The 26507-nt window shown below is 61.3% G+C and carries 23 protein-coding genes; 11 read left to right on the top strand and 12 right to left on the bottom strand.

Annotation, left to right across the window (positions count from 1 at the left end; genetic code table 11):
* Positions 1 to 5: 5 nt before the first annotated feature.
* The 3 genes from AB4N84_RS28830 (at position 6) to AB4N84_RS28820 (ending at position 3709) form a co-directional block, all read left to right on the top strand.
* Complete coding sequence (locus tag AB4N84_RS28830) at positions 6 to 2006, top strand: transglutaminase TgpA family protein (RefSeq protein WP_460044379.1); 2001 nt, start codon at positions 6 to 8, stop codon at positions 2004 to 2006.
* Between the two features lie 28 nt (positions 2007 to 2034).
* Complete coding sequence (locus AB4N84_RS28825) at positions 2035 to 2805, top strand: CHAD domain-containing protein (RefSeq protein ID WP_460047169.1); 771 nt, start codon at positions 2035 to 2037, stop codon at positions 2803 to 2805.
* 109 nt (positions 2806 to 2914) lie between these two features.
* A complete protein-coding gene (locus tag AB4N84_RS28820) occupies positions 2915 to 3709 on the top strand; it encodes an acyl-CoA thioesterase (protein WP_074753376.1) in 795 nt (264 codons plus the stop codon).
* A 55-nt stretch (positions 3710 to 3764) separates the two neighbouring features.
* Here the strand turns inward: AB4N84_RS28820 and AB4N84_RS28815 are convergent, their stop codons facing one another.
* The 3 genes from AB4N84_RS28815 to AB4N84_RS28805 form a co-directional block, all read right to left on the bottom strand.
* A complete protein-coding gene (locus AB4N84_RS28815; RefSeq protein ID WP_460044378.1) occupies positions 3765 to 3986 on the bottom strand; it encodes a hypothetical protein in 222 nt (73 codons plus the stop codon).
* Positions 3987 to 4133: 147 nt separating this feature from the next.
* On the bottom strand, positions 4134 to 5453 hold the full coding sequence (locus tag AB4N84_RS28810) for a methyl-accepting chemotaxis protein (RefSeq protein WP_460044377.1): 1320 nt from the start codon (positions 5451 to 5453) through the stop codon (positions 4134 to 4136).
* An 81-nt stretch (positions 5454 to 5534) separates the two neighbouring features.
* On the bottom strand, positions 5535 to 6374 hold the full coding sequence (locus AB4N84_RS28805) for a TatD family hydrolase (protein ID WP_074753373.1): 840 nt from the start codon (positions 6372 to 6374) through the stop codon (positions 5535 to 5537).
* 187 nt (positions 6375 to 6561) lie between these two features.
* Here AB4N84_RS28805 and AB4N84_RS28800 point away from each other — a divergent pair, with 187 nt between their 5' ends.
* The 3 genes from AB4N84_RS28800 (at position 6562) to AB4N84_RS28790 (ending at position 9609) form a co-directional block, all read left to right on the top strand.
* Positions 6562 to 7983: an MltF family protein gene (locus tag AB4N84_RS28800; RefSeq protein WP_460044376.1), complete on the top strand. Its 1422-nt coding sequence runs from the start codon at positions 6562 to 6564 to the stop codon at positions 7981 to 7983.
* Between the two features lie 100 nt (positions 7984 to 8083).
* Complete coding sequence (locus tag AB4N84_RS28795) at positions 8084 to 8521, top strand: DoxX family protein (protein WP_074753371.1); 438 nt, start codon at positions 8084 to 8086, stop codon at positions 8519 to 8521.
* A 770-nt stretch (positions 8522 to 9291) separates the two neighbouring features.
* Positions 9292 to 9609, top strand: a complete 318-nt coding sequence (locus AB4N84_RS28790; RefSeq protein WP_460044374.1) for a class I SAM-dependent methyltransferase — start codon at positions 9292 to 9294, stop codon at positions 9607 to 9609.
* Positions 9610 to 9836: 227 nt separating this feature from the next.
* Here AB4N84_RS28790 and AB4N84_RS28785 read toward each other — a convergent pair whose 3' ends face one another.
* Positions 9837 to 10853, bottom strand: a complete 1017-nt coding sequence (locus AB4N84_RS28785; RefSeq protein WP_074753369.1) for a zinc-dependent alcohol dehydrogenase family protein — start codon at positions 10851 to 10853, stop codon at positions 9837 to 9839.
* 209 nt (positions 10854 to 11062) lie between these two features.
* On the opposite strand from AB4N84_RS28785, the gene AB4N84_RS28780 reads away from it, so the two are divergent.
* The gene (locus AB4N84_RS28780) at positions 11063 to 11533 is read left to right on the top strand and encodes a RidA family protein (RefSeq protein ID WP_074753368.1); all 471 of its coding nucleotides are present in this window, start codon (positions 11063 to 11065) and stop codon (positions 11531 to 11533) included.
* Between the two features lie 47 nt (positions 11534 to 11580).
* Here AB4N84_RS28780 and AB4N84_RS28775 read toward each other — a convergent pair whose 3' ends face one another.
* Entirely contained in the window at positions 11581 to 12483 is a 903-nt protein-coding gene (locus AB4N84_RS28775; RefSeq protein WP_460044373.1) for a LysR family transcriptional regulator, read from the bottom strand.
* A gap of 99 nt (positions 12484 to 12582) precedes the next feature.
* Between AB4N84_RS28775 and AB4N84_RS28770 the strand changes: the two genes are divergently transcribed.
* Positions 12583 to 13752, top strand: coding sequence for an acetylornithine/succinylornithine family transaminase (locus AB4N84_RS28770; RefSeq protein ID WP_460044372.1), 1170 nt, complete (start codon positions 12583 to 12585; stop codon positions 13750 to 13752).
* 108 nt (positions 13753 to 13860) lie between these two features.
* Here the strand turns inward: AB4N84_RS28770 and AB4N84_RS28765 are convergent, their stop codons facing one another.
* From AB4N84_RS28765 to AB4N84_RS28755, 3 genes are all read right to left on the bottom strand, one after another.
* Positions 13861 to 15096 (bottom strand): M20/M25/M40 family metallo-hydrolase, encoded by a 1236-nt coding sequence (locus AB4N84_RS28765; protein ID WP_460044370.1) that lies wholly within the window; start codon positions 15094 to 15096, stop codon positions 13861 to 13863.
* A gap of 109 nt (positions 15097 to 15205) precedes the next feature.
* Positions 15206 to 16141: a hypothetical protein gene (locus AB4N84_RS28760; RefSeq protein WP_460047168.1), complete on the bottom strand. Its 936-nt coding sequence runs from the start codon at positions 16139 to 16141 to the stop codon at positions 15206 to 15208.
* Positions 16142 to 16155: 14 nt separating this feature from the next.
* Positions 16156 to 16857 (bottom strand): hypothetical protein, encoded by a 702-nt coding sequence (locus tag AB4N84_RS28755; RefSeq protein WP_460044368.1) that lies wholly within the window; start codon positions 16855 to 16857, stop codon positions 16156 to 16158.
* 218 nt (positions 16858 to 17075) lie between these two features.
* Between AB4N84_RS28755 and AB4N84_RS28750 the strand changes: the two genes are divergently transcribed.
* Positions 17076 to 19439 carry a DNA polymerase II gene (locus AB4N84_RS28750; RefSeq protein WP_460044367.1) on the top strand — a complete coding sequence of 788 codons (2364 nt, stop codon included), beginning with the start codon at positions 17076 to 17078 and terminating at the stop codon, positions 19437 to 19439.
* 492 nt (positions 19440 to 19931) lie between these two features.
* Here the strand turns inward: AB4N84_RS28750 and AB4N84_RS28745 are convergent, their stop codons facing one another.
* From AB4N84_RS28745 to AB4N84_RS28730, 4 genes are all read right to left on the bottom strand, one after another.
* Entirely contained in the window at positions 19932 to 20618 is a 687-nt protein-coding gene (locus AB4N84_RS28745) for a tetratricopeptide repeat protein (protein WP_460044366.1), read from the bottom strand.
* Positions 20619 to 20632: 14 nt separating this feature from the next.
* Positions 20633 to 21298 carry a hypothetical protein gene (locus tag AB4N84_RS28740; protein ID WP_083370684.1) on the bottom strand — a complete coding sequence of 222 codons (666 nt, stop codon included), beginning with the start codon at positions 21296 to 21298 and terminating at the stop codon, positions 20633 to 20635.
* 149 nt (positions 21299 to 21447) lie between these two features.
* Positions 21448 to 22791, bottom strand: coding sequence for an MFS transporter (locus AB4N84_RS28735; RefSeq protein WP_460044365.1), 1344 nt, complete (start codon positions 22789 to 22791; stop codon positions 21448 to 21450).
* A 70-nt stretch (positions 22792 to 22861) separates the two neighbouring features.
* Positions 22862 to 23785, bottom strand: coding sequence for an amidohydrolase family protein (locus AB4N84_RS28730; protein WP_460044364.1), 924 nt, complete (start codon positions 23783 to 23785; stop codon positions 22862 to 22864).
* A gap of 228 nt (positions 23786 to 24013) precedes the next feature.
* Between AB4N84_RS28730 and AB4N84_RS28725 the strand changes: the two genes are divergently transcribed.
* Both AB4N84_RS28725 and AB4N84_RS28720 read left to right on the top strand, forming a co-directional pair.
* The gene (locus tag AB4N84_RS28725) at positions 24014 to 25585 is read left to right on the top strand and encodes a gamma-glutamyltransferase family protein (RefSeq protein WP_460044363.1); all 1572 of its coding nucleotides are present in this window, start codon (positions 24014 to 24016) and stop codon (positions 25583 to 25585) included.
* A gap of 130 nt (positions 25586 to 25715) precedes the next feature.
* Complete coding sequence (locus AB4N84_RS28720; RefSeq protein WP_346830238.1) at positions 25716 to 26408, top strand: GntR family transcriptional regulator; 693 nt, start codon at positions 25716 to 25718, stop codon at positions 26406 to 26408.
* Positions 26409 to 26507 lie beyond the last annotated feature (99 nt).

Below are 26507 nucleotides of genomic sequence, written 5' to 3'. Positions count from 1 at the left end.
CGGTCATGACATCGGCTCATCTTGCCCAGCCTATTCCGCGTGTCAGCCTGAACTGGCTGTTGATTGCCCAGGCACTGGTCATCGTGCCGTTCGCGCTGCACATCCCTGTTTCCCTGATCGTCTTGTGGCTGGCCTGCACGTTCTGGCGCATTCAGATCTTCCGTATGCGCGTGCGGATGCCGGGCACTTGGGTCAAGTCGGGTTTGCTGGTGGGCACCGCGGGCGGGATCTTTCTCGCGCGGGGCAGTCTGGTCGGGCTGGATGCCGGGGCGGCGCTGCTGATCGCCGCGTTCATCCTGAAGATGCTGGAGATGCAGACCCGGCGCGACGCGCTGGTGTTGATTTTCCTCGGGTTCTTTTGCGTTGCCGTGGGCTATTTGTTCGAGGACGCGATGCTCTGGGGGCTGTTCACGCTGCTGCCGATTGCGACCTTGCTCGCCGCGTTGATCGGGCTGCAGCAATCGGCGGTGTCCAGCAAACCTGCGAGCACCTTGATGCTGGCGGTCAAGCTGCTGGTGCAAGCGGTGCCGCTGATGCTGCTGTTGTTTCTGTTCTTTCCGCGCCTGGATCCCTTGTGGTCGCTGCCGCAACCCAGTAACAAGGCGCTGACGGGGTTGTCCGACAGCATGGCGCCGGGCGACATCGCCGAACTGAGCAAGTCTGCGTCCCTGGTATTCAGGGCCAGTTTCGAGGGGCCCACGCCACCGCGCAATCAACAGTACTGGCGTGGCCTGACCCTGGAGCAGTTCGACGGACGGCGTTGGTCGCAATCCTCACGCGCGCAGGTGCCGGATGCGCCTGACTGGCACAGGGAAGGCGAAAAGCTCAGTTACAGCATCGTCATGGAGCCGACCGGCAAGCCATGGCTGATGGCTCTGGATATCGGTGACGTCGAACTGGCCGGCGTTCGTCAGATGAGCGATTTTCGCTGGCAGCGCCGACGCCCGATCGACCAGTCGATGCTCTACAACGTCAATTCGTGGCCGGATGCCGTGCGTGAAACCGTCCTCAGCGATGGCGGGCGGATGCAGAATCTGCAACTGCCGGCCAAGGGCAACCCCGAAACGCGCGAGTTCGCCGCCGATCTGCACCGCCGCTACGGTAAACCCGACGCGCTGGTGGACGCACTGTTGTCTTATTTCACCGAGCAGCCTTTCCACTACACCCTCAAACCACCCTCGCTGGGTCCCAACAGCATCGATGACTTTCTGTTCGGCAGCCGCGCCGGGTTCTGCGCCCATTACGCAGGCGCGATGACCTACGTGCTGCGGGCCGCAGGTATTCCCGCACGCGTGGTAGCCGGTTATCAGGGCGGCGAGCTGAACCCGGATGGCAACTACATCAGCGTGCGCCAGTTCGACGCTCACGCCTGGGTGGAATACTGGCAGGCGGGCATTGGCTGGCGCAGCGTCGATCCAACAGCCGCTGTGGCACCCGCGCGGATCGAGCAGGGTCTGGAGCAGGCACTCGCCGCTGATGAAGATTTTCTCGCGGACTCACCGATGTCGGCGCTGCGGTATCGGCATCTGGCGTGGCTCAATTCGATTCGCTTGAGTTGGGACAACCTCAATTACGGCTGGCAGCGCTGGGTCCTCGGTTATCAGGGCCAGCAACAACTGCAGGTGTTGGGCCGCTGGTTCTCCGGTTTCGAGACGCCGGCCTTCGTCGGTGGCGCCATGGTTATCCTCGGGTTAATTGCGTTGTGGCTGTTCAAACCGTGGCGACGTGAAAGCGATTCGCAGCTCCGTTTGTTCAACGCGTTCGAACGACTGCTGGCGCGCCACGGTCTCAGACGTCAACAGGGTGAAGGTGCGCAAGCGTTCGCAGCCCGCGCGGCCCGGCGCTTCCCGATGCACGCGGACGCCATTGAAGGATTTGCCCGCGAGTTCGAAGCGCAACGTTATGCTGGCGTTTGCGGTTCGGTCGCCCAATTGCGTCGACGTTTGAAGTACCTGCGTCGCAGCTTGCCCTGGCGCCTGTCCGCCGTGAAGGACAGGCAGCCTTAACAGACAATAGGAGTGCCTCATGTCTACCATGGTCGATCATCTGATCGCCGAGATTCTCAGCCTCAACATCAAGTTGCTGGCGTGTCATGCTCGCCTAGTCGCCTCTACGGACAGTGAGGCGCTGCATGATCTGCGCACCACGGTCCGGCGTCTGCGCAGCGTGCTTCGGCCGCTGCGCGGGTTGCCCGGCATGGAGCAGGTCGACGAGGCCGCCCAAGGGGTGGGTGACCTCACGACGCCCCTGCGCGACATGCAAGTGCTGGCCGCGTACCTGCGTGTGCAGGGCATGGATCAGGCCGCCGTCAAACGCGAAAAACACCTCGCGTCAGCCTGCCCTCGGGTCGCCAGCTCGGCTGAGCTCAACCGCTTGTTCGGCGTGCTGGACCAGCTCCCGTCGTTTCTGCGTGCGCAACAGCGCCATGGTCTGCTGAAGAAGCTGCGCCAACGCATCGAAAAGCGCATGGACAAGCAGTGGAAGACCCTGCGTGAAGCCATGGCCGATCCCGCCCATGATCGGCATCGCCTGCGGTTGTTGATCAAGCGTGTCCGGTATGCCGCCGAAGCGTATCCCGAGCTGAGCCACCAGCCGCAAGGCATGCAGAAGCGGCTCAAGTCGGCACAAGGCGCGCTGGGTGACTGGCACGACCACCTGCAATGGTTGGCGCAGGCTGGGCATCAAAACGATCTGGCGCCCTGTGTTGCCGGCTGGGAGCTGGGGATTCTGCGCGCCGAAGAGAAGTCCGACAAAGCGCTGGAGCGGCTGTTTCACGCCTGCTTTGGTGACGCCCCTGCACATTGAACCCGATCAGGCCGCAGGATTGGCGCATATGAGCGCTGTCCTGTGGCCGATGCCTCGATAAGATCCTGCACTCCACCCATCGATTCGTTGGCTGCCACATGGAGTGCGCATGACATTCTCCCAATTGCTCGACGCCGTTCGCGATCACCCGCAGTCAGTGACCATTCCCGCATCGTGGTCCCAGGGCCGTTCGTGTTTCGGTGGCCTGATCGCGGCGCTGCAGTTCGAGGCTATGCGCGCCAAAGTGCCGGTTGATCGGCCGGTTCGCTCACTGGCGATCTGTTTTGTCGGTCCTGCGGCGATCGATACGCCGATTTCATTCGAGGTCGAAATCCTGCGCGAGGGCAAAGCGGTCAGTCAGGTGCTGGGACGCGCCGTGCAGAACGGCGAAACCGTGACATTGATTCAGGGCAGTTTCGGCGCCCCTCGTGAATCGATGATTGCGGTTGAAGCCGAACCTGCGCCGGCGCTCAAACCCGTGGAGGATGTCCAGGCATTCCCGTTCATTTCCGGGGTGATGCCTGAATACCTGCGTTTCATCGACATGCGCTGGGCATTGGGCGGTCTGCCGTACACCCACACGAAGTCGCCCGCCATTGGTGGCTACGCGCGTTTGAAGGATGTCGAGGAGGAGAAACTGACCGAGGCGCACCTGCTCGCGCTCGTCGACAGCTGGCCGCCTGCGGTATTGCCGCACCTCAATAAACCGGCGCCGGGCAGTTCGCTGACCTGGACCATCGAGTTTGTGCAGCCGTTACCTGAGCTGACGACCCGTGACTGGACGCAGTACAAGGCGGTGATCGAGCACGCGCGAGACGGTTACGGCCACGTAGCAGCCGGACTCTGGACGCCGAAAGGGGAGTTGGTTGCTATCAGCCGTCAGACGGTGACGGTGTTCGGTTGAACGCAGCGGCATTGCGCCGGCAGCGCTAAAGCAGAGATACGCAACGCCCGAGACCTTACTGGCCTCGGGTTTTGATGGCCTGCGCAGCGACCAGACCCAGCACGCCAATCGCGGCAGATGTCACGCTGGCACTCAGAGCACCGTCCAGCAAGAGCAGGCCCGACACAATCGACAGCGGGAACGCCAGGGATGACAGCACCATATTGGACGGCAGGCCGGATCTGTTGGCGGCCGTGAAGAAGTGTTCAAGGTGCAGGTTGGTAATGAACTTGGGCATGATGGTGACCTCGTAAAGCCTGAATAAGAACCGTTTTCGATGGATTCAGAATAGGCCCGCTGCCGTCAGACGGCGAATCGAGGTTTGCTATCGGTGTGATAGCCAGCACGTGGGAAAGGTAATAGGTCGAAGACGCGCTGCCCAGATCTATCCCGTCACCTTCAACTGCCCGATGGCCGTATTCAATTCACCCGCCAGCGTCGCCAGTTCATCGCTGGTGCTGGCCGAGTCGACGGTCTGGCGCACCGTACGTTCCGTCACGTCGCGGATGCTGACCACCGCGCGGTTCATTTCTTCAGCCACCTGACTTTGTTGCTGCGCGGCCACGGCAATCTGGGTGTTGCTCTCACGCATTTGCGCGACGGCTTCGGTGATTGCCGTCAACGCTTCCCCGGCCTCCCGCGCTTGCTGCACGCAATCGTCGGCCTTGTACGAACTCTCCTGCATGAAGTCCACGGCATCGCGCGTGCCGGCCTGCAGGTCCGACACCATGGTCGTGATTTCGTCGGTCGAGGTTTGCACGCGTCTGGCCAGGTTGCGCACCTCATCGGCGACCACCGCGAATCCACGGCCCATTTCTCCGGCCCGTGCCGCTTCGATGGCGGCGTTGAGCGCCAGCAGGTTGGTTTGTTCGGCGATGCTGTGAATCACGCTGACCACGCTGTTGATCTTCTGGCTGTCCTCGGCAAGGCGCTGGATCATGCCCGCCGTCTGCTGCACGCCATTGGACAGCCCCGAGATCGACGCCTGCACCCGGTCCACGACCTCTTTGCCGCTGCCTGCGAGCGTGTCGGCGTTCTGTGACTGGTCACGGGTGGCGCTGGCGTGCTGGGCGATGTGATAGACGGTGGCGGTCATCTCGTTGATGGCCGTGGCCACCTGGTCGGTTTCGCTCTGCTGACCCAACATGCCTTGGCGCACATCACTCATGCCGGAGGCCAGATGCACCGCGCCTTGATCCAGCCGCGCCGCCGATTGCGCCACGGTGCCAACGATGCGTTGATAACCCGCCTGCATGGCGTTGAACGCCTTGGCCATTTGCCCGACTTCGTCCTCGCCGGCCAGCGGCACCCGGGCGGACAGGTCGCCACTGTGCTCGACGTGCAGCATCACGTCCTTGAGGGTGTTGAGGTGGGTCAGCAGGAAGCGGATCAACAACTGTGAGGCGCCGAGCATCAGGAGCATCAGCACACACACGGCGATGGCGTAATGGCCGGCATGCTCGGCCAGCAGTCGGTCGAATGAAGGCGGGGCGCCGAGAAGCGGGAGGCTCGGAAGCGCTTGCCCTGCCGGCCATGCAGCCAGCAGGTGTTGCTGAGCCTGATGGAACGCTTCAGCGTCGGCGGCTCGGGCGTGTTGTTCGATCTGAAGGGCGTAAAGCACCAGCAGCAGGGTGGTGATGAACGCGACTGCGTTCACCGCCCAGAACTTGTATTTCAGCGAGATGTTGCTCAACCAGCGGCCCATGAGAAAGCTCTTCTGTGAGTTGCACGTGTCGGTGATGACGCGTGGCAAGGCAAGGTGCCAGCATTTTCCCAGTGCAGCAGGTCAACGGTGTTGATCTGGATCAACACCTGCACTCAGCTCGAGCGCCGGCAGAGAGAAGAACGCGCGTGCACATGCCGTGGTATGAGCGGCGACGTCGGCTTCGGTTTCCCCGCGATGCAGTGCGACTTCGCGCAGTACTTCGGGAAGGTAAGCAGGCTCATTGCGGCCGTTTTTCGGTTTGGGTCGCAGGCTGCGGGGCAGGAGGTAAGGCGCATCGCTTTCCAGCATCAAACGGCCACGGGGGATGTCGCGCACCAGCGGGTGCAAGTGAGTGCCTCGGCGCTCGTCGCAGATCCAGCCGGTGATACCAATGTGCAAGTCCATGTCGAGGTAACTGAACAGCGCGCGCTTTTCTCCGGTGAAGCAGTGCACCACCGCCGCCGGCAATTGATCCCGATAGTCCCGCAAGATCGCCAGCAGCCGTTGATCGGCATCGCGTTCGTGCAGGAACACGGGCAACTGCAAGGCGACCGCAAGGGCCAGGTGCGCTTCCAGAACCTTTTCCTGTTGCGGGCGGGGCGAGAAATCGCGGTTGAAATCCAGCCCGCATTCGCCGACGGCACACACGGAGTTTTCTTTTAACAGGGCATGCAACTGTTTTTCGGTCTCAGGGGTCCAATCGCTCGCCGAATGGGGGTGAACCCCGGCGGTGCTGAACAACCGCTGGCCGCTTTCGTCGAGTTGACGGCACATCTGCAACGCCTGTTCGCTGCTGTCGACGCTGGTGCCGGTAAGGATCAATTGAGCCACGCCCGCGGCGTAGGCCCGGTCGAGAACCTCCCGCTCTTTGGCGGCGAAGCTTGGGTTGGTCAGGTTGACGCCGATGTCGATTAGTTGCATGGTGCACCTCAGGCCGGAGGCCGAGAAGAATACCAGAGCGATTGAAGCGATAAAAAAACAAGCAGTCTCAACTGCTTATAATTATTAGATCCCTGTGATGTTGTTGGCTGCAGAACCCGTCTGCGGCACGTGCGACTGCCCAACACAGACTTCAAGCCCGTTTTTTCGGCATTTTCCCGGAGCGTCAATGATCCGAGCCTCTCTGATCTCGTTGTTGTGCCTGTTGCTGGTCCCCACCCACGCCAGCGCACGTCCCGTCGGACCTCCGGTCATCATCAAGAAAACCCAGATTCGTGACCTTGCGGCCATTCGCAGCAGCAAAGTGCTTCGCGTGTTGGTCAACCAGAGCCGCAACAGTTCCGGCGAAGTGCAGGGTGAGCCCATCGGCGTGGAGTACCGCCGTCTGCAAGCGTTCGAGAAATACCTCAATGGCCATGCCAGAGACGGCCAGAAAGTCTCGATCAAACTGATTCCCAAAGCCAAGGACCAACTGCTTGCCGCGCTGCAACGCGGGGAAGGCGACATGGTCGCGCCCGGCGAACTGCTCGATGCCAGTGCCGCGCACTATGTCGATGCCACCGAGCCGGTGGTCAGTCATGTGCCGCTGGTGGTGGTCGGGGTGCGTGGCGAACGCAGTTTCAGGCACCCGGAACAACTCTCGGGCCGCACCCTGATGCTGGCCAATGGCAGCGCGGCGGACGAGGCCATCGCGCAACTCAACCAGAAACTGGCGCTGCGTAAGTTGCCGCCGGTGAAGATCGAATGGGTTGACCCCAGCCTGGCTGTGGAAGACGTGCTGGAGATGGTGCAGGCCGGTATCTATCACCTGACCGTGGTCGAGCAACCGATTGCCGAGCGGTGGGCGCGGGTCATGCCCAAACTGCGGGTTGACCGTTCGGTGGCCTTGAGCGATCCAGGGGACATGAGCTGGTACGTGCGCAAGGACGCCGTGATGCTGCATGCCACGGTCGACCGGTTCCTGGAGACCTACGAGCCGCCAGCGAACCAGGATGTCGCGTTCCAGAAAGCCTACAAAGACCTTTACCGCGTGCATTACCCGTTGGCCCGCGAAGACCGCCAGCGTCTGGAAAAACTGCGCCCGACCCTGCAACGTCACGCCGATGCACAAAAGATGGACTGGCTTGACCTCGCCGCGCTGGCGTTCAAGGAGTCAGCGCTTAACCCGGTGGCGAAGGGCGGCAGCGGCGCAACGGGGCTGCTGCAAATTACCCCGTCGGCGGCGCAGCGGGTGGGCGTCGACAATATCCATGATGTCGATGGCAACGTGCAGGCCGCGAGCAAATACCTGGCGATGATCCGCCGCAAGTTCTTTGCCAGTCCGAAAATCAACGAACGGGAGCGGATGGCGTTTACGCTCGCCGCTTACAACCTGGGGCCTGAGCGGGTGCAAGCCATGCGCACCGAGGCCAAGCGTCAGGGTTTGAACCCCAATCAATGGTTCTTTCAGGTCGAGCGCGTGGCGATGGAGCAGGTGGGGATGAACGTCGTGAGCTACGTTAACAGTGTGAACAAGTACTACCTGGCCTATGACCAGGAGCGCAGTTCGCTGGAGAGTCCATCCTCACGGAAGGTGGCGATCAGAGACTAATCGATTAAATCGATGTTTATGACGCGCTTTTTGCGATTTTCATATTTATTGATTCGATTATCATGGCGCCAATCCTTCATACCAAATGGAATTAAACGCCATGAACGCTTCTCTTAAATCGCTTTTCTCCACTCGCGCCGGTTATGGCATCGCTGTTCTGCGCATTATCGTTGGCATCATTTTCATGGCTCACGGCAGCCAGAAGCTGTTCGGTATGTTTGGCGGCTATGGTCTCGAAGGGACGGGCCAGTACATGGCCAGTCTGGGGTTGAATCCGGGTTACCTGATGGCGTTGTTGTCGGGCAGTGCGGAGTTTTTCGGCGGCCTGGCGTTGTTCCTCGGTTTGCTTGCACGCCCTGCGGCGGTGGTGTTGATCGTGATGTTGGTGGTGGCGATTCTTTCGGTCCACATTCACAACGGTTTGTTCATGGCCAATAATGGGTTTGAGTTTGGTCTGGCCTTGTTAGGTGCTGCGATTGCGGTGTTGATCGAGGGTGCCGGTCGGGTGTCGCTGGATCGTTTGATTGCCAGCAAGTAACGGTTAGCGGTTTTCTGAAGAATCCCGGTCTTTTTAGATCGGGATTTTTTATGGGTGCTTTTTTGTGTTGCGGTTGGCGGTGGATATCGGTTGCCTGTGTTGTCGCTGATGGGGCTTGGCTCGCGCCAGACCTGTGCCACCTGCGTTCAGCCTGCACCCAAGTCGCGTTTTGTGGTGTCTGGGCTATCGCGTACAAGAGCGACGCGTGCTGGAGCTAACGCTCTTCGCATCATGATTCATGCATCCATCTCCCGCACGCCGTTCTCAACTGTAGGAGCGCGCTTGCTCTGGGCCGCACTCGGACGATCTGCCGGGAACCGGCAGCAAATCCTGTGTGTGCGGTTTACCTGACACTGCCGAGGTGTTTGGCCTTACTACTACTTCGCAGCAGATCGCGGGCAAGGTGGAACGCCACCCCCGGTCGTTCATACGCCCTGCGGGCAGAATCAAAATCAGGGCAGCCACGTGGTTCACTGTTTGCCTGGCCGTGGCTCTTGATGCTGGAGCAGTCCAGCTGACATCAGATGCGACTCGGGTCCCGGCTAGGTGACGCGCAGCACGCTTTTTATCCCTGAATCCGGGAATCGCCACCCACCGCCAATTGACAATGCCCAAGCCGCTTCTCTAGGATGCCGCTCATGCGCCGATTTAAACAGCTACTTGCGGGGCGCCTGATGTCGTGAAAACGCCGTCGAAATACCGCTAAAGCGCTGGTTCGGTGTTGCCTCTCACCGCTGCCCAGCGGAACACTGAGGCCGAGAAAACACACGATGAGCACCCAATCCAATCTGCGCCCCCTCGTTCGTCTGGCGCCTATCGCCAGTCAATTCAATCGCCGTAATCCGAAAATCCTGCTGGGCGGTGCCCATCAGCCCACGCTGTTGCGATACCTCGATGGCTGGCCCCGTCGTCAGAACGGCCCCCACGCGTTTCTCATCCAGTTCATCGACGCCAACGAATCCCTTGAACGCTTCTCCAATGACCAGTTTGACCTGGCCGTCGTCCAGGCGCCTTGCGCCGAGCATGCTGACGCGGTGATTCGTCACCTCACGCGCATTGCTCGCCAGGGGTTGATCACACGTTGCTGATCAAGCGAGTCTGAGCGAGTTCGCGCCAAACCGGCGAACGGCGCAGCCGAGTTCGGGCCAAACGATGACCTGTGTCAGGTCGACAGGGAATCAAAGCAAAGGGATTCGGAGGAAGGGGAACTGATGTTCTTCTGGCGTTTACCCTCAACTTCAGTAAACGCCCATACGTGATGGAGACCGCTCGGCAGCAGGGCGCGGCCGCGCGGGGGGGAGGTGCCTGTTGTTGTTCAGCGCACCCTCAGCACCACGCGACCCCGGACCGGATCATCGTCCAGATGGTTATGCGCCTTGCCGTATTGCTCGAATGGCCAGGTGCGATGGATGTCCGGCTTGAGCAGGCCCTGAACGGTCAGTTCATTGATGGTGTCCAGCGCGCGCTTCATTGCAGGCCCGTCCTGTTCGATACCCAGCTCAGGTTTGCCGGTGAAGTTCTCCAGGCAATGCACGAAGAAACGCATGTTCTTGCGGAAAGCCTGCAATGCCGGGAACGGCGTCTTGTTACCGCCGCGCAAGCCGTACAACACGAGGCTGCCGCGTGGAGCGAGGACGTCGCCGAGCATCGACATCTGCATGCCGCCGAAGCCGTCGAACACCGCCTCGATGCCTTGACCTTTGGTCAGTGCTTCGATGCGCAAGCAAATATCGTCTTCTTCGGTCACGATCACCCGCTCGGCGCCATTGGCCAGGAGGTACTCGCGGTCCTCTGCATGTTGGGTCGCCGCGATGACACGCAGGCCCAGCGCCTTGCCCAATTGCACAAAAGCAATACCGGGACTGTAGGCCGCATCGGTCACCAGCACGGTCTGGCCGGGTTGCACCTTGGCCAGGTCGACGAAGGCGAAGTACGCCAGCAGCATTGGCGTGTAGTGAACGCTGGCCTCGATCGGGGTCAGGGCGTCGGGATAGCGCGTCAATGCGTTGCGAGGGACCAATACATGGTCGCCGCACACCGGATAATCGTTGGCGCTCATGGCCTTGAAGCTGGCGACTTTATCGCCCACTTTCAGATCGGTCACGTCGCTGCCGACGGCTTCGACGATGCCGGCCATTTCGCTGCCGATACCCGCAGGCAACTGGACGTTGGTCAGGGCAAGGTTCTGCCGCCACAACACATCGTCCCAGCTGATGCCGATGGCTTCGGCACGAACCAGCACTTCCTGTGGACCCGGCAAGCGGTCAGGTTGCTCCTCGCAGCTGAGCACATCGGCTTTGCCGAAGCGGTGAAATTTGATGGCGCGGGACATTTCCAACCTCGACTCATTTAATGAAGGATGTAATGACTGTATCGACGCAGGGCTTTTCACACTATTTCTCTCTGTCGATACCCGACATGCCCGTTATCAATTGCGATCCCGGGAACTCCTGATAGGGCACGGCAGCGCCCACGCCGGGCCGTGTGGGTTTATGATTCGGGCGCGGGACACCCACCACCTTCGAACAACAGGGACTGACAATGTCGTGTGATGTGCGCTTCAAACAGGCGTGTGAGCAGTTGGGTCATGACTTCGAGGGCGAGATCAAGATTGGCGGCAATTACGTGCCGCTGGTCCGTCATGAGGATCAGATCTACATCAGTGGGCAAATTCCCCGTGTGGGCGACACGGTGGTCGTCACGGGGCGGGCCGGTGCCGATGTCACGCTGGAACAGGCGCAATTGGGCGCGAAAATCAGCGCCTTGCGCGCCATCGCGTTGCTGCAGCGCAGCCTGGGCAGTCTCGACAAGGTCAGGCGCGTGCTGCGCATGACCCTGTTCGTGCAATGCACCGACAGCTTTACTCAGCAGAGCGAAGTGGCCGATGGTGCGTCTGAGTTGTTGTTCTTCGTGTTCGGTGAGGCGGGCGCGCATACCCGCAGCTCGGTCGGGGTGTATCAGTTGCCGAAGAATGCCACGGTGGAGATGGACCTGATCGCCGTTGCCGAGTAACCGGGCCAGTGCAGCGCTGTGCGGTGGCGTTCACTCGGGTCGTCGGTTCATTTCCCCCACGCCGCCAACGCACATTCCACAAAATGCCTGACCTTGGGCAGGCGGTAGCGGTCCTGCGGGTACATCAGCCACAGCGGGCGACTCGGCGGTTGATATCCTTGTAGCAGCGGCACCAGCCTGCCGCTCTGCAGGTCTTCGCTGATCAGTACGTCCGGCAGCATCGTCACGCCCATGCCGGCCAGCGCAGCCTGGCGCAGCGCCGGCGTGCTGTTGACGATCATGGGTCCGGACACCGGGATTTCGATCACGCCTTCAGGGCCGGTGAGTTTCCATAGCTTTTCGGCTGCTCGCCAGTCGTCACCGGCCGGGTAAGCGAACGAGAGGCAGCTGTGGGCGCTCAGGTCGTCTGCCGTCAGGGGCGTTCCGCGCCGTTCGAGGTAAGCCTTGGAGGCGCAGATGGTCAGCGTGTAGTCATTCAGCGGGCGTGCGATCAGCGCAGACGATTCGGGAATGCCCAGGCGAATGGCGGCGTCGAACCCGTGCTCCACCAGGTCCATCGACTGGTTACTCAGCACCACCTCGACCTTGATCTCCGGGTAGCGCAAGACGAAATCGCTGAGCATCGGCGACAAGCGTTCGGCACCGAACGCAGGCGGTGCGGTGATGCGCAAGGTGCCGCTGGGCTCGGTCTGCAGGTGTTCGGCCATGCGTTCGGAATCTGTTACTAAGCCCAGCACCTCGACGCACCGACGGTAGTACTGAACACCGAATTCCGTGAGGTTCTGTCGCCGGGTCGTACGCTGCAACAGGCTGACCCCGAGTCGTTGCTCCAGCGCTTTCAAGTGATTGCCAACCATTGTGGTGGACATTTCGCACTGCCGCGCCGCCGCCGTCATACTGCCGCTCTCGACCACGTTAACGAATACGTTCATCGCCTGAAGCACATCCATTATCAAGCCCTGCTTTAAAGTGACTCAAGGAAGGCGGTCTTTATACAACAAATCGGGTTAACGATACTGGCCTCACTAAACCGTGATGGAGCAATGGACATGACCGCCGCCTGCCTGATGAACACTTACAAACCCCTGCCGTTGAGCTTCGTCAGAGGTGAGGGCGCGCGACTCTGGGACGACAGCGGTCGTCAGTATCTGGACGCCGTGGCGGGCGTGGCGGTGACCAATGTCGGCCACAGTCACCCGTGGATCGTCTCGGCGATCAGCGAACAGGCCGGTTTGCTGCTGCACACCTCCAATCATTACCGCATTGACTGGCAACAACGGCTCGCCGCGAAACTCACGCGGCTGTCCGGGCTGGAACAGGTGTTCTTCAACAACTCGGGCGCTGAAGCCAACGAGACGGCGCTCAAGCTGGCCCGGTTGTACGGCTGGGCCAAGGGCATTGAGCAACCGCTGGTGCTGGTGATGGAAAACGCCTTTCATGGGCGCACGCTGGGTACTTTGTCGGCGAGCGACAATGGCGCGGTGCGCTTGGGGTATCAGCCGATGTCCGGGGAGTTCGTCAAAGTGCCGTTTGGCGACATGGACGCGATCAAACAGGCCGCACGGACCTACGGCGAGCGCATCGTCGCGGTGATGCTCGAGCCGGTTCAAGGGGAGGGCGGCGTCACCCTGCCGCCACCGGGTTATCTGAAAGCCGTGCGGGCGCACTGCAGCCAGAACGGCTGGTTGATGATCCTTGATGAAATCCAGACCGGCATTGGCCGTACCGGACGCTGGTTTGCCTTTCAGCACGAAGGCATCGTGCCGGACGTCATGACCCTGGCCAAAGCGCTGGGCAACGGCATCCCGATTGGCGCCTGCCTGGCGTCCGCCGCCGTGGCGAGGTTGTTCACGCCGGGCAGCCATGGCAGCACCTTCGGCGGCAATCCGCTGGCATGCCGGGTGGGCTGCACCGTGCTGGATATCGTCGAGCAGCAAGGTCTGTTGAACAACGCGGCCGGGCAGGGCGAGCGGCTGCTGGCACGTCTGCGTGAGGCGCTGGCCGGGCATCCTGATGTGTTGCAGATTCGTGGGCTGGGTTTGATGATCGGGATTGAACTGAACCGGCCCATTCGTGACCTGTGCCTGACCGCCGCCCAGGACCACGGTGTGCTGATCAACGTCACCCGCGGAAACACCATTCGACTGTTGCCGCCGTTGATCATTGATGAAGCGGATGTGGAGCGCATCGTCAGTGCGGTGGTGGGCGCATTGGGATAGTTGACGGGCTGCGCTTGGCTGGATGCCGTGGAAGCCTGGCTGACACACCTGGTTCCACGGCCCTGCGCCAGACTTAAAAACAGTGACTGAGTGGCCTTGGTAGAGAGGCTACTTCTCGGACAAGTCCATGATCATTGCCACCGTCAGGTACAGCCTGGGTGCGATGCTCGACAGGTCGGCGTATTCGTCGTCGGCGTGCAAGCCGGCGCCGACCACGCCCATGGTTTCCAGCACGGCAGGCTTCTGGCTGTCAGGCACATACGCGTAGCCGGCGTCGGTGCCGAAACGCATGGCGATCGGTTCGACCGTGCGACCGATCTTGCTGTACAGCGTCTGGGCGGTTTTCGCGAGGCCTTCCGACGCGGGGTTTTTCACCAGCGGTGGGCGACCTTTGTCGAGACGAAAACTCACTTCCGTTCCGTCGATCAGCTTGTTCTGCACGATGCGTTGACCGTCAGCCAGCACGCGGTCCGTCTCGCTCAGGTCCGAATAACGCATGTCGCCTTCGGCCGCCGCGCTGGAGGGGATGATGTTGCGCTTCTCGCCGCCCTTGATCAGCGTCCAGTTCACCGTCGTGCCTTTGGCCGGATCGCCAAGGTCTTTGAGCTGAAGCAGTTGATGGGCCAGCTCCATCGCGGCGTTGCGTCCGGCTTCGGGCGCGGAGCCCGCATGCGACGACTTACCCTTCACGTCCACGAACACCCCGTTGATGCCGTTGGTGGCGACGGTGACGGCGTCTTTGTCGGGCGGCTCGTACGAGAACACGTAGTCATGTTTTTTCGCCAGGTCGGCGATGAGTTTCTTCGAGCCCGAGGAGCCTGTTTCTTCGTCCGGGTTGAACAGCACGGTGATGGTGCCGAAGCCCTTGAACTTCTGATCCTGCAGCAGCTTGAGCGAGTGCAGCACCATGGCAACGCCACCTTTCGCGTCGGCCACGCCAGGGCCGTAGGCGTGCTGCGCATCGACGCGGAACGGCCGTTTCGCGGCAGTGCCGGGCCCGAACACGGTGTCGTAGTGAATCATCAGCAAGAAAGTCTTGGTGCCGTTGCCCTTGATGGTGCCGACGATGTTATCGCCCGCAGAGGGCGTCGCCGGTGTGGTCTCGACCGTCGCACCCAAGGCCTTGAGCCGCTCGACCAGGACTGCGCTGACCGTCTTCAGTCCAGCGGCCTGTCCTGTGCCGGTGTCGATGTCTACCAGTTGTTTAACGGTCGCAAGATAGGGTTTTTGTTCGGCTTCGGCCTTTTTCAAAAGCTGATCAGGCGGCAGGTCGGCGGCAAAGGCCAGTGAGCAGAAAAGCGTGGCGGCGACGGCGGTCGCCAGAGAGGTGCGTCGAACAAGCATGCTGGATCCCTCAGAAGATGTGCGAGTCATCTTCTGATACCTGAGTGGCCGGCTTGTTCCCTGAGGTCTACAGAGAGGTCCGCGTCATCGCCGACGCGAACCTTCCGGGTCATGGCTGTAGCGAGGGCACCACCTGAGCGGGCGCCCCGGCAACCTGCTGCAACGCAGGCAAAAGCGTCGAGTCTTCCAGCTTCACGGGGGCCGACCTGACTGCGCCATCCAGGCTGCGGTAGCGCACGTAGGTGTCGCTTGAGGACAGCAACTGACCTCGCTCTACATGGCGTTGACCGTTGATCACGTACCGAATGGTCTGTTCGCGTCCCGCGTTGCCTTGTGCCTGCAGGTCCTGAGCCAGGACTTTCATCGACTCATCGATGCTGGCGTTCAGCACCGTGGTGACGTTCGCCAGATCGAGCTGGCCGTCGTCGATGCACGATGCTCCACACCGCCGAAAGGACTGGCTGAAGACCTCGATGCGCGCGTGATAGAGCGCCGAACCGGCGATGTCCTGAAGCTCGACTTCGTTGAGCAGACTGAAGCTGCCACGGTCGGGCGCCAAAACGATGTGGGGCCGTATCACGAGCCGTCCGGCAATCGGGTTCTGCGCTTGCCTGAGGCCCGCATCCGCGCTCGCCTGCCGGTAACGCTCCTGCAACTGGCTGTCGAGGGGGTTACCCGCCAGCAACGATGCCATAGGCTTGGCGTCGTTTTCGGCTTCATGGCGAGCGTCGCGCTCCAGCGCGCCACTGCCCATTTGCGAATGAAGCGCGCCGAGCACCAGGAGCCCGGCAAGTCCCGCGCCGTGCGCGGCATTGGCAGCGTTCTGGCTGGTTTGCTGGGCAGCCATCGCGGTCTTGGCGTCAATCACCATCGAGGCGGTGACGAAGTCCTTGGCTGGTATCTGCACGTCAACCCGCAGGCCGTGATCATTGATGTAACGCATCGCAGCAGGGTCGTTGAAGCTTCGTGATGGCGCCGGGGACTGGGCGCAGCCGCCCAGCATCAGCCCGAGTGCCACGCCCAGGCCGATGTGCCGGCCTGTCATTAGGCTCAATCGCTTCATTTATTGAACGCAGACAGGATTTGTTGACGGCTGCCATCCAGCGCCTGGTAGAAGGCATTGGACAGGTTGCTGTAACCCGGCTGGTCCCATTCACCTTGGGCAGGCTGCACCACCACAAACGGCTTGTACCAGACCAGGCGGCTGTCCTTCGGGTCGACCAGCATGCCAATTCCGCCGACTTGAGGCGTAGGAACGCTGGTAGGCACGACACTGTAGTAACTGCGGAATGCACCTGTGGTGGTGTAGGAGATCAACAGAAGGCGGTCTACGCCGTATTTGCTTTTCAGGTCACTGATGTTGCGCGCCAGGTAACCTTCGCGCTTTTCAGTTTCTTTGAATGTTGTCAGGTCGATTGCGTCAGGAATGCGTTTGGCGTTGAGACCTTTGGCTTTCAGGCTGGCGACGACTTCATCCGGCAGGCTTTCGAGGTCGTGCAATTCCCAGGCGCTGACCTGATCGCTGAGCTTACTGTTCACGCCTTTGTTGATTGCCAGATCCAGTAAACCCTGATTCCCGGTCAATGCCAGTTGCGGCGCTGGCAGCGGGCTCAGCGCGACGCCGATGACAGGGTCCTTGTCATTCCAGAATTGGGCGTCGAGGTCGATGGGTTTCTGGACGAAGCTGGAGCAGCCGGTGAGAACGGCGGAAGCGGACAGCAAAACGAAGACAAGGCTGTAGCGGATGAGGCGAGCGATCATGGGCAAATCCCTTTGGGTGGCGTTGAACTTTTATGATGCCATGGTGATGGCGCATTGCGGGCGGCATAGTGCCATAATCTGTGATTATTTGGCGCCAATTTTTTGATGGGCGGTCATTCTTGAGAACGTTGTGACTGCGACGACAACAGGGTGACGCGCTTTCATACGCCGATGGCCGTAGAATCCCGCCTCTGAAATACGGTTTTGAGGTTGCAGAGGTGGAATTACAGCAGGGCTTTGTCCTGACTCGGCATTGGCGCGACACCGACGCGGGGACGGAGGTGGAATTCTGGCTGGCGACCGATCACGGGCCACGGCGCGTGCGGTTGCAGCCGCAGATCTCCACCGCCTTCATTCCTGAGCAGCACCGCGAGCGTGCCGAAGCGGTACTGCGCAACGAAAAGGGCGTCGAGCTGAAGGCGTTGGAGTTGTGTGATTTTCGCCATCGTCCCGTCCTCGGGTTGTACACCCGTCAGCATCGCCAGCTCATGAACCTGGAAAAAGACCTGCGCCGCGCCAGCGTCGATGTCTACGAGGCCGACGTGCGTCCGCCCGAGCGTTACTTGATGGAGCGCTTCATCACCGCGCCGGTGCAGTTCAGCGGCACGCCGGACGCTCAAGGCGTGCTGCTCGACGCGCAGATGCGGCCGGCACCGGGCTATCGGCCGACGCTGAAACTGGTGTCCCTGGACATCGAAACCACGGAGCGTGGCGAGCTGTATTCCATTGCGCTGGAAGGCTGCGGTGAGCGTCAGGTGTACATGCTCGGCCCGCCCAATGGCGATGCCTCGCAGGTGGATTTCAAGTTCGATTACTGCGACAGCCGCCAAGGGTTGCTGGAAAAACTCAATGAGTGGCTGGCGCTGCATGACCCCGACGCGATCATCGGCTGGAACGTGGTGCAGTTTGACCTGCGTGTGCTGCACGAGCATGCCCGGCGGCTGAACGTGCCGCTGCGCCTGGGGCGCGACGGTGAAGCCATGGGCTGGCGCGAGCACGGGGCGCGCAATAATCACTACTTTGCCTCGGCGGCGGGGCGCTTGATCATCGACGGGATTGAGGCCTTGCGGTCGGCGACCTGGAGCTTTCCCTCGTTCAGTCTGGAGAACGTGGCGCAAACGCTGTTGGGTGAAGGCAAGGCGATCGACAATCCCTACCAGCGCATGGACGAGATCAACCGCATGTTCGCCGAGGACAAGCCGTCGCTGGCGCGCTACAACCTCAAGGACTGCGAGCTGGTCACGCGGATTTTCGAGAAGACCGAGCTGCTGACGTTTCTCCTGGAGCGCGCCACGGTGACCGGATTGCCCGCCGACCGCAGCGGAGGTTCGGTGGCGGCGTTCGAGCACTTGTACATGCCGCTGATGCATCGCCAAGGGTTCGTCGCGCCGAATCTGGGCGAGCGGATGCCAGAGGCCAGTCCCGGTGGCTTCGTCATGGATTCTCGGCCCGGCCTCTACGAGTCGGTGCTGGTGCTGGACTACAAGAGTCTGTATCCGTCGATCATTCGCAGCTTCCTCATCGATCCGGTCGGGCTGATTGAAGGCCTCAAGCATCCGGATGACAGTGACTCGGTTGAGGGCTTTCGCGGGGCCCGTTTCTCGCGCACCCGGCACTGTCTGCCATCGATCGTTTCACGGGTGGCGGAAGGTCGCGAAGCGGCTAAACGCGAGCGCAACGCGCCGCTTTCGCAAGCATTGAAAATCATCATGAACGCCTTCTACGGGGTGCTTGGCTCCAGTGGGTGCCGCTTCTTCGACACCCGGCTGGCCTCGTCGATCACCCTGCGCGGGCATCAGATCATGCGTCAGACCCGCCAGCTCATCGAGGCGCAGGGTTACGAAGTGATTTATGGCGACACCGATTCCACGTTCGTCTGGCTCAAACGTCCCCACGGGCAGGAAGAGGCGGCGCAGATCGGCAAAGCGCTGGTCGCGGGCGTCAACGATTGGTGGCGCGAGCATCTGCGTGACGTCTACCAGCTGGAAAGCGCGCTGGAGCTGCAATTTGAAACCCACTTCAAACGCTTCCTCATGCCCACGATCCGAGGGGCCGAGGAGGGCAGCAAAAAGCGCTACGCCGGCCTCGTCACGCGGGCCAACGGCGAAGACGAAATGGTCTACAAGGGCCTGGAAACCGTGCGCACCGACTGGTCGCCGCTGGCGCAGGCGTTCCAGCAGGAACTGTACCTGCGCATCTTCAACCGCAGGCCCTATCAGGATTACGTGCGTGACTACGTACGCCGGACCCTGGCGGGCGAACTGGACGATCAACTGATTTACCGCAAACGCCTTCGCCGAGCGCTGGACGACTACGAACGCAACGTCCCGCCCCACGTACGCGCGGCCCGAATTGCCGACGCGTACAACCACGAGCAGGGCCGTCCGTTGCAGTACCAGAATCGCGGCTGGATCAGTTACGTGATCAGCGTCGCAGGCCCCGAACCCCTGGAAGTGCGCAGCGCACCGATCGACTACGACCACTACATCACCCGCCAGCTGCAACCGATTGCCGACGCCATCCTGCCGTTCGTGGACGACGACTTCGAAACGCTGATCGGTGGGCAGATGGGGTTGTTTTGAAGCGGGTGACCTCCTGGGGTAACCGCGAGCTCGCTCTCACAGGTTCTGAGGCAGCCACGATCTCCCGGTCTGCCCGTTCCGTGTAGGAGACGTCGGAGGTTACGACGGCAGCGAATGCGGAGTGTCAGTCGCCGGTTATGTAACTGCCCCACTGCTTTCGCCACTGTCGTAACCTCCAGCAGCTCCTACAGGTAATGCGGCGGGTAGAACATCTCGGTCTGCCCGGTCCGTGTAGGAGACGTCGGAGGTTACGACGGTATGGGCCGCAGTCGGACGAACGCGGTGGATCAGCCACCGGTGATGTTACTGTCCCACCGCATTCGCCACTGTCGTAACCTCCAGCAGCTCCTACAGGTTATGCGGCGGGCAGAACATCTCGGTCTACTCGGTTCGTGTAGGAGACGTCGGAAGTTACGAGGGTATAGGCCGCGGTCGGACGAATGCGGTGGGTCAGTCACAGTCTTCATGGCTGACCCACATGCGGATCCGTGGTCAGGGGAGGGTGATCCTGTACTCGTCCAGCTTGGCCTTCTGCTCCGCCAGCACGTACTTCTTGTTGGCAATCTGCGAGAACTTCACAAAGTCGGCCTTGGCGTCGTCCTTGTCGCCCAGATGGTCGTACGCGATCCCGCGTGCGTAGTAACCCCATGCGTAGTCCGGTTGGCGCTGAAGGCCGGTGCTGAACGCTTCGGCTGCTTCTCGGTATTGACCCAGGTCCGTCAGCGCAAGGCCCAGATGGTAGTAGGTCGGCATATGGAAACCGGAACCCTTGCCGGCTTCACCCAACCCGTTGTCGAGGTTGTACTGCACCAGCTCGAGGGCTTTTTTCGGGTTGCCCGCGCCACGGTACATGTAACTCAAATCCAGGTTGTCGCGCGGGTCGGGCTTGACCGCCAGCTGCATGGATTTTTCCTTGGCAGCCACGGCTTCGGGAAAGCGCTTCAGGTTGTTATAGGCGTCAGCCTGTACCGCGTAGATCACGCTTTGCAGCGAGGTGGGGAGCGCATTTTTCTGCAGGCATAAATCGCCTTCCTGCAGCACCAGCGAGTAATTTTCGGCTTTTGACGCCTGAAACTGATTACGGCAGTGGGCCAGGTTGGCTTTCTGCGGGTTCTGCATCCCGGCACACCCGGTGAGGATGATGGAGCAGGCAATCAATGCGGGCCAGCGAGCATTCATGAAAAACATCCTTGTCAGTCCAGCAGGTGGGCGTTGAGGTCAGGGCGATAGACCTGCAGCAGCGGCGCGGTCACGGTGCCTTGTAGCGAGCAGAACACAGTGGTGTGTCCGGCAAGCGGCGGTGTGCTGTCGCCCGAGTCGACCATCAGCACACGGTCAACGAAACCAAATGGCGTGGCGACGCCGGGACCGGTCAGTCCTTGGGTGCGCCATTGGCCGATCGGGTCACCGACGCGGCGAATTTCTGCGCGGGTAATGGCGTTGCCCTGATTCACGAAACGCGCGTTATCTACGATCAGCGGCTTGAGTTTTGCGGCGACTTCCTGAGGTGTGCCATCGGCCACGAACCCCCAGAACAGGAAGTTTCCGAAGTTTTTGATGGTCTCGGCCTGATTGTAGTAGCCGACCATGCGCACGCCGTTGATGGTCAGGGGTGTTGCGAAGTGTTGGTACGTGCCGCCTTCCTGCAGCGGACTCATGATGGTCGGCGCCTTGACCGAGCCATAATCGCTCAGTCGCAGGGTATCGGCAGGCAGGCGGGCGTCGCGCAGGCTTTCGAAGAAACGCGCATCACAACGTGAGAATTCAGTGAGCAGTTGTTCAGGCGTGGTGACGGTCTGGGCGTGGGCCGTGGAGGCGACGGCGAGCAGGGCAACGCCGGTAAAAAGAGGGCGGAACATGTGAATCATCCGTGACGGGGAAAAGGAGTCTGTCGGCCCCCGGGTCGCGAACTTTAACAAAAGAGGGCTGCCGAGAGGGGGCATGGTTGCAGGAATGCCCCGTTAAGAGCCTCGATGGCGATCATCCGGATCGCCACCGAGGGTTAGTATTATTTCTCGCCAGACAGCGCGGGCGACTTGTTCACCCGCTCCGCAGGCACCGTCAGAATCAACAGGCCGCCAACCACCAGCACGATCACCATCAGCCACACGGCGGACTCGGTGTTGCCGCTCAGTTGTTTGGCGTAGCCGACCAGATACGGGCCGAGAAAACCGGCCAGGTTGGCGAAGGAGTTGATCAGCGCGATACCGGCGGCGGCCGCCGCGCCACCCAGGATGGCGGTCGGCAGGTTCCAGAACAGCGCCGGAATGGCGAGGATCCCCATATTGGCGATGCACAGGGCGAAGATGCCCAGCGTCGGGTTGTGTTGCCAGACGATCGACAGGCTCAGACCCACCGCGCCCAGCGCGTACAACAGCATCAGGTGCAGGCGTCGCTCGCCGGTGCGGTCTGAATGGCGGCTGACCAGAATCATGCTGATGACGGCAAACAGGCTCGGAAGCGCTGACATCAGGCCGATGCTGAGGTCACTCTTGACGCCCATGTTGTTGATCAGCGTCGGCATCCAGAAACCCAGGCCGTACATGGCGAAGATGTCGCAAAAGAAGATCAGGCTCATGACCTGCACCAGCCGGTTGCCGAACAAGACGCGCAAGGGCATGTGGCTCTTCTGTTTTGATTCCGCGTCGATCAGCATCTTCACATGCTGCCGCTCTTCAGGCGAAAGCCACTTCGCCGACTGCACATTGTTGTCAAGCTTGGTGACCACCAGTACGGCAATCAGTACCGTCGGGATGGCCTCGATGATAAACAGCCATTTCCACGCCGCCAGCCCACCGACGCCTTGCATGGTTTGCAGGATGAGCCCGGACACCGGCCCGCCGATAAATCCGGCCAGGGCGAGGGCGATGTAAAACACACCCATGATCCGACCGCGACGTTGCGACGGGAACCACAGGGTCAGGTAATAGATGACCCCGGGAATGAAGCCCGCTTCGGCAACCCCCAGCAGAAAGCGCACCAGATAGAACTGCCACGGCGAGCTGACAAACATTGTCAGCGCGGAAATGATGCCCCAGGTCGCCATGATCCGGGCGATCCACAGGCGCGCGCCCACCTTGTGCAAAATCACGCTGCTCGGCACTTCGAACAGGAAGTAACCGAGAAAGAACACCCCGGCGCCAAATCCGTACACGGCGTCGCTGAAGCCCAGTTCCTGAGCCATGTGCAGCTTGGCGAAGCCGACGTTGACCCGATCAATAGACGCCGCCAGATACCCCAGCATCAGGATGGGCAAAAGGCGCCAGGCGATCTTGCGGAAGAGGGTGTCTTCATAAGTGGCAGTGCCTGCCACTGTCCCCGCTGACGGGGATGCACTGTGTGTGGTGTTCATGGTCTGGCCTTTTTCTTGGAGTTATCGGGTGCAGAGCGTTGACGGGTTTGAGCGATGATTCGTGAAGGCATCACATTCGGTAAAACACGCGGGCGTTGTTGGCGAAGACGTTGTCGACAGCGACTTGATCCAGCTCGGACACGGCATCGAGTACGCCGGCAAACAGCGTTTCGAAACGTGCGCTCAGGCCCGAGACCGGCAAGTTGCTGGCGAACACCGCGCGCTCGCTGCCGAAGATCGACAGTGCATCGCGCAGGACCTGACGATTGGAAACCGGGTCCCAGCGTCCACCGCGCAAGCCCAGCTCCGAGAGCTTCACGTACACGTTGGGCGCGTCCGCCAGCGCTTCCATCCCTTCGCGCCATGCGGCCAAACCCTCTTCGGAACGGTCCAGCGGCAGCCCGGTGTGATTAAGGATGATTCGGATCCCGGGAAACTGCTTCGCCACGTCCGCCGCTTCCAGCAGGTGCCAGAAGGGCACGCGCAGGTCCCAGGACAAACCGAAGGCTTGCAGCTGTGACAGCCCTTCAAGCCAGGCGGGATCCTGCAGTGTCCCCGGCTGGCCTTGCACCGAAATACCCGGCCCTGAAGCCGTGACGGGCTTGGAGCGGATGCCGCGCACCTGCGCAAAGGCGGTGTGGGCGGTCAGCACCTCGATCAGATCGGGCTGGGTGAATGACACGTGCGGCACCACCACCGTTGGCAGACCGCTGCGCTCGCGCAACCCATGCAACCAGCGGGTTTCTTCCACCTGCTGGGTGCGTGAGCGTTCCGCCTCGATGTGCACCGTGCCGACGATGCGATAGCCCTCGGTGTCTGCGCGGTAGTCGTCAGGCAAATAGTCACGGCGCAACTGTTCGTACGGTCCGAGAAAAAACTGCTCGCCCAGATAATCCTGCTGCAACCACGGGTAGTTACCTTGGGACAGATCCCAGCAATGATGATGCGCGTCAATCACCTCAACGGTGCGCGGGTCGCGGCGGTCGGCGTTCATGGTTTGCACACGTCGGTGCGAACGGGAAGGGTGGAGCAAAGCATGACGATGACCTCGATGACTGACTTGTTGTTATGGGATGAATATGGAGGCGTTCGTCATGCCGAACCAATGAGTATTTGAGACCCATAGATAACGAGGGGTTATAGCGACACCGCACGGCACACCTTTTGCTTTGCTAGCTACCAGAAAATAAATAGCTAGCAATATGCGCAAGGACCTTCATTCATGATTGCGACTTCACGCCGTGCGGTGATCACCACTCCCCATGCCGAGGCCAGTGCCGCCGGGCTGCGCATTCTCGAGGCCGGAGGGACGGCCATCGATGCGATGCTGGCTGCCAGCGCGATGCTCAGCGCCGTTTTCCCGCACATGACCGGGCTGGGCGGCGATGCACTCTGGATGATCCACGACCGCAAGGTGCGCACCATCGTGGGGATCGGGCAGGCAGGTATGCGCTTGCCTGACGCGGGTGGCATCGGGTTGCGCGGGCCGAGTTCGGTGGCTAGCACTGCCGGTGCATTGGCCAGTTGGCAGACGGCCGCCAATATCAGTCGGCATGAGTGGGGTTCGCGCTTGGGCTGGGCTGATGTGCTCGGTGACGCCGCAGTGATGGCGGAACAGGGCGTGCCGGTGTCTCAGTCTCAGTTGTTCTGGCAAACGTTGCGTCAGCCCTTGATCGAGCAGTTGCCGGATCTGCATGCGCTGTGCCGAACGGAAGGCCGCTGGATGCGCGAAGGCGATGTATTGCGTCAGCCTGCGCTGGCGAACACCTTGCGGCACCTTGCGCGTCATGGCGTGGAGGATTTTTATCGGGGCGAACTCGCGGATGCCTTTGGCGAGGCGTTCGGGCGGTTGGGGTGTGGGCTGACCACCGCTGATTTGCGCGCGACGCAAGCGCCGGAGGTGGCGCCGATTTCGGTGCGTTATCGTCAGGGTGAGCTGTTCAACGTCGCGCCGCCGAGTCAGGGGTTGTACACACTGCAAGCGATGGGTGCGTTGCAGCACAGGTCGCTGGCGGGGATCGGCAATGGCAGCGCGGCCTACTACCATGTGCTGGTGGAGGCGATCAAACAGGGGTTGCTGCGGCGCAACGCCGAGCTGTGCGATTCGTCGCACATCGACTGGGATTTCGCGGCCAGTCTTTCACTGGAGAGCACTCAATCGTATGCCGCGGCGATAGACGATCAGCGGGCCGCGCCCTGGAACGAGCCGGGGCGTCCGGCCGACACCATCTGGATGGCGGCCACGGACCACGAAGGCCGTACCGCGTGCCTGATCCAGAGCCTGTTCCATGACTTCGGTTCAGGTTGCATCCTGGGCGACACGGGCGTGCTCTGGCAGAACCGTGCGGCGGGTTTCAATGCCGACCCCGCGCATGTCAACGGGTGGGCGCCCGGCAAGCGTCCGGCGCACACGCTCAATCCGTCGTGTTATCTGGCCGATGACGGTCGCCGGTTCTTCTTCGGCACCCAGGGCGGCGACGGTCAGCCGCAGACCCAGATGGTGCTGGCCACGCAGTTGATCGATTACCGTCAGCCCATTGATCGTGCGCTGCGCATGCCGCGTTTTCTGTTGGGTCGCAGCTTTTTCGACAGCACGGACAACCTGAAACTGGAAAGCGATATCCACCCCGACAGCGTGGCGGGGCTGGCAGAGCGGGGCCATGAGGTGGAACTGATCCCGGCGCAAAGCCCCATGACGGGCCATGCCGGGATCATCAGCATCGAACGCGACGGATTGCTTCACGCCATGCACGATCCCCGTGGTGAGGGGCTCGGGTTGGGGCTGAAAGCGTAGCGGTGCCGATGATTGAATGGCGGCCGCACGCCGGGTTTGCCGTGCCTCGGGCACTGGCGGATAATGCCGCCCGTTGCCCGCCCGCCACCCCTGCGCGCGGCAGAAGGTTTTCTGCAGAAACGAGGAATGGATGGGCTTGAGCACTGTCACCGCCAAACAGCTTGAGGTTCAGCGCATCGTCGATGCGTTGTACAAGGCCATTGCCCAGCATCGCCTGCCGCCCGGCACACGGTTGATCGAAGCGCAGATCGTCGAAACCCTGCACGCCAACCGCAACCATGTGCAGGCCGCGTTGCAGCGCCTGGCCTTGCAGAAGGTGGTCACCATCGAGGCCAACCGTGGCGCGATGGTATCGCAGCCGACGGCCAAGGAAGCGCGGGATATCTTCAGCGCCCGACGCGCCATCGAGCGCGCGATCGTCGAGTCCATCACCCCGGCGATCATGCGTAAGCAACGTCAGCGCATCGCCACCCACATGAACAACGAGCGCAAGGCCACCAACGACACCGACCGCCGGGCGATCGTGCGTGAGCTGAGCGAGTTTCATCTGATGCTCGGTGCCATCTGCGGCAACAGCGTGCTCAGCGATATCCTCGGCAACCTGATGGTGCGCAGCTCGCTGATCGTGGCGTTGTATCAGCGCAACGACGTGCCGTCCTGCGCCTCGGACGAGCATCAACAGATCATCACCGCCCTTGAAGAAGGCGACCATGAGAAGGCCGTTGCCGTCATGCTCGAGCACCTGGATGAGCTGGAAGGGCAGCTGGCGCTGGAAGCATCGGCGCCAGAAGAGTTCAACCTCAAGCAAGCGCTGAGCGACTGAAGAGGGCGTCTGATCGAAGCCACTCGCTTGATAAAAATGACCTGTGGGAGTGAGCTTGCTCACGAAGGCGTCATTCGATGCGCGGGAGATGGGGTGGAT

This window comes from Pseudomonas sp. S2_H01 (assembly GCF_054668305.1).
The sequence above is the reverse complement of the archived record's forward strand: the minus strand, read 5'-3'. Positions and strand labels throughout refer to the sequence as shown.

Bases quoted from the DNA above. Each gene is read 5' to 3' on its own strand.
- AB4N84_RS28830 (WP_460044379.1), top strand. From the start codon at position 6: ATGACATCGGCTCATCTTGCCCAGCCTATTCCGCGTGTCAGCCTGAAC.
- AB4N84_RS28825 (WP_460047169.1), top strand. From the start codon at position 2,035: ATGGTCGATCATCTGATCGCCGAGATTCTCAGCCTCAACATCAAGTTG.
- AB4N84_RS28820 (WP_074753376.1), top strand. From the start codon at position 2,915: ATGACATTCTCCCAATTGCTCGACGCCGTTCGCGATCACCCGCAGTCA.
- AB4N84_RS28815 (WP_460044378.1), bottom strand. From the start codon at position 3,986: ATGCCCAAGTTCATTACCAACCTGCACCTTGAACACTTCTTCACGGCC.
- AB4N84_RS28810 (WP_460044377.1), bottom strand. From the start codon at position 5,453: ATGGGCCGCTGGTTGAGCAACATCTCGCTGAAATACAAGTTCTGGGCG.
- AB4N84_RS28805 (WP_074753373.1), bottom strand. From the start codon at position 6,374: ATGCAACTAATCGACATCGGCGTCAACCTGACCAACCCAAGCTTCGCC.
- AB4N84_RS28800 (WP_460044376.1), top strand. From the start codon at position 6,562: ATGATCCGAGCCTCTCTGATCTCGTTGTTGTGCCTGTTGCTGGTCCCC.
- AB4N84_RS28795 (WP_074753371.1), top strand. From the start codon at position 8,084: ATGAACGCTTCTCTTAAATCGCTTTTCTCCACTCGCGCCGGTTATGGC.
- AB4N84_RS28790 (WP_460044374.1), top strand. From the start codon at position 9,292: ATGAGCACCCAATCCAATCTGCGCCCCCTCGTTCGTCTGGCGCCTATC.
- AB4N84_RS28785 (WP_074753369.1), bottom strand. From the start codon at position 10,853: ATGTCCCGCGCCATCAAATTTCACCGCTTCGGCAAAGCCGATGTGCTC.
- AB4N84_RS28780 (WP_074753368.1), top strand. From the start codon at position 11,063: ATGTCGTGTGATGTGCGCTTCAAACAGGCGTGTGAGCAGTTGGGTCAT.
- AB4N84_RS28775 (WP_460044373.1), bottom strand. From the start codon at position 12,483: ATGGATGTGCTTCAGGCGATGAACGTATTCGTTAACGTGGTCGAGAGC.
- AB4N84_RS28770 (WP_460044372.1), top strand. From the start codon at position 12,583: ATGACCGCCGCCTGCCTGATGAACACTTACAAACCCCTGCCGTTGAGC.
- AB4N84_RS28765 (WP_460044370.1), bottom strand. From the start codon at position 15,096: ATGCTTGTTCGACGCACCTCTCTGGCGACCGCCGTCGCCGCCACGCTT.
- AB4N84_RS28760 (WP_460047168.1), bottom strand. From the start codon at position 16,141: ATGACAGGCCGGCACATCGGCCTGGGCGTGGCACTCGGGCTGATGCTG.
- AB4N84_RS28755 (WP_460044368.1), bottom strand. From the start codon at position 16,857: ATGATCGCTCGCCTCATCCGCTACAGCCTTGTCTTCGTTTTGCTGTCC.
- AB4N84_RS28745 (WP_460044366.1), bottom strand. From the start codon at position 20,618: ATGAATGCTCGCTGGCCCGCATTGATTGCCTGCTCCATCATCCTCACC.
- AB4N84_RS28740 (WP_083370684.1), bottom strand. From the start codon at position 21,298: ATGTTCCGCCCTCTTTTTACCGGCGTTGCCCTGCTCGCCGTCGCCTCC.
- AB4N84_RS28735 (WP_460044365.1), bottom strand. From the start codon at position 22,791: ATGAACACCACACACAGTGCATCCCCGTCAGCGGGGACAGTGGCAGGC.
- AB4N84_RS28730 (WP_460044364.1), bottom strand. From the start codon at position 23,785: ATGAACGCCGACCGCCGCGACCCGCGCACCGTTGAGGTGATTGACGCG.
- AB4N84_RS28725 (WP_460044363.1), top strand. From the start codon at position 24,014: ATGATTGCGACTTCACGCCGTGCGGTGATCACCACTCCCCATGCCGAG.
- AB4N84_RS28720 (WP_346830238.1), top strand. From the start codon at position 25,716: ATGGGCTTGAGCACTGTCACCGCCAAACAGCTTGAGGTTCAGCGCATC.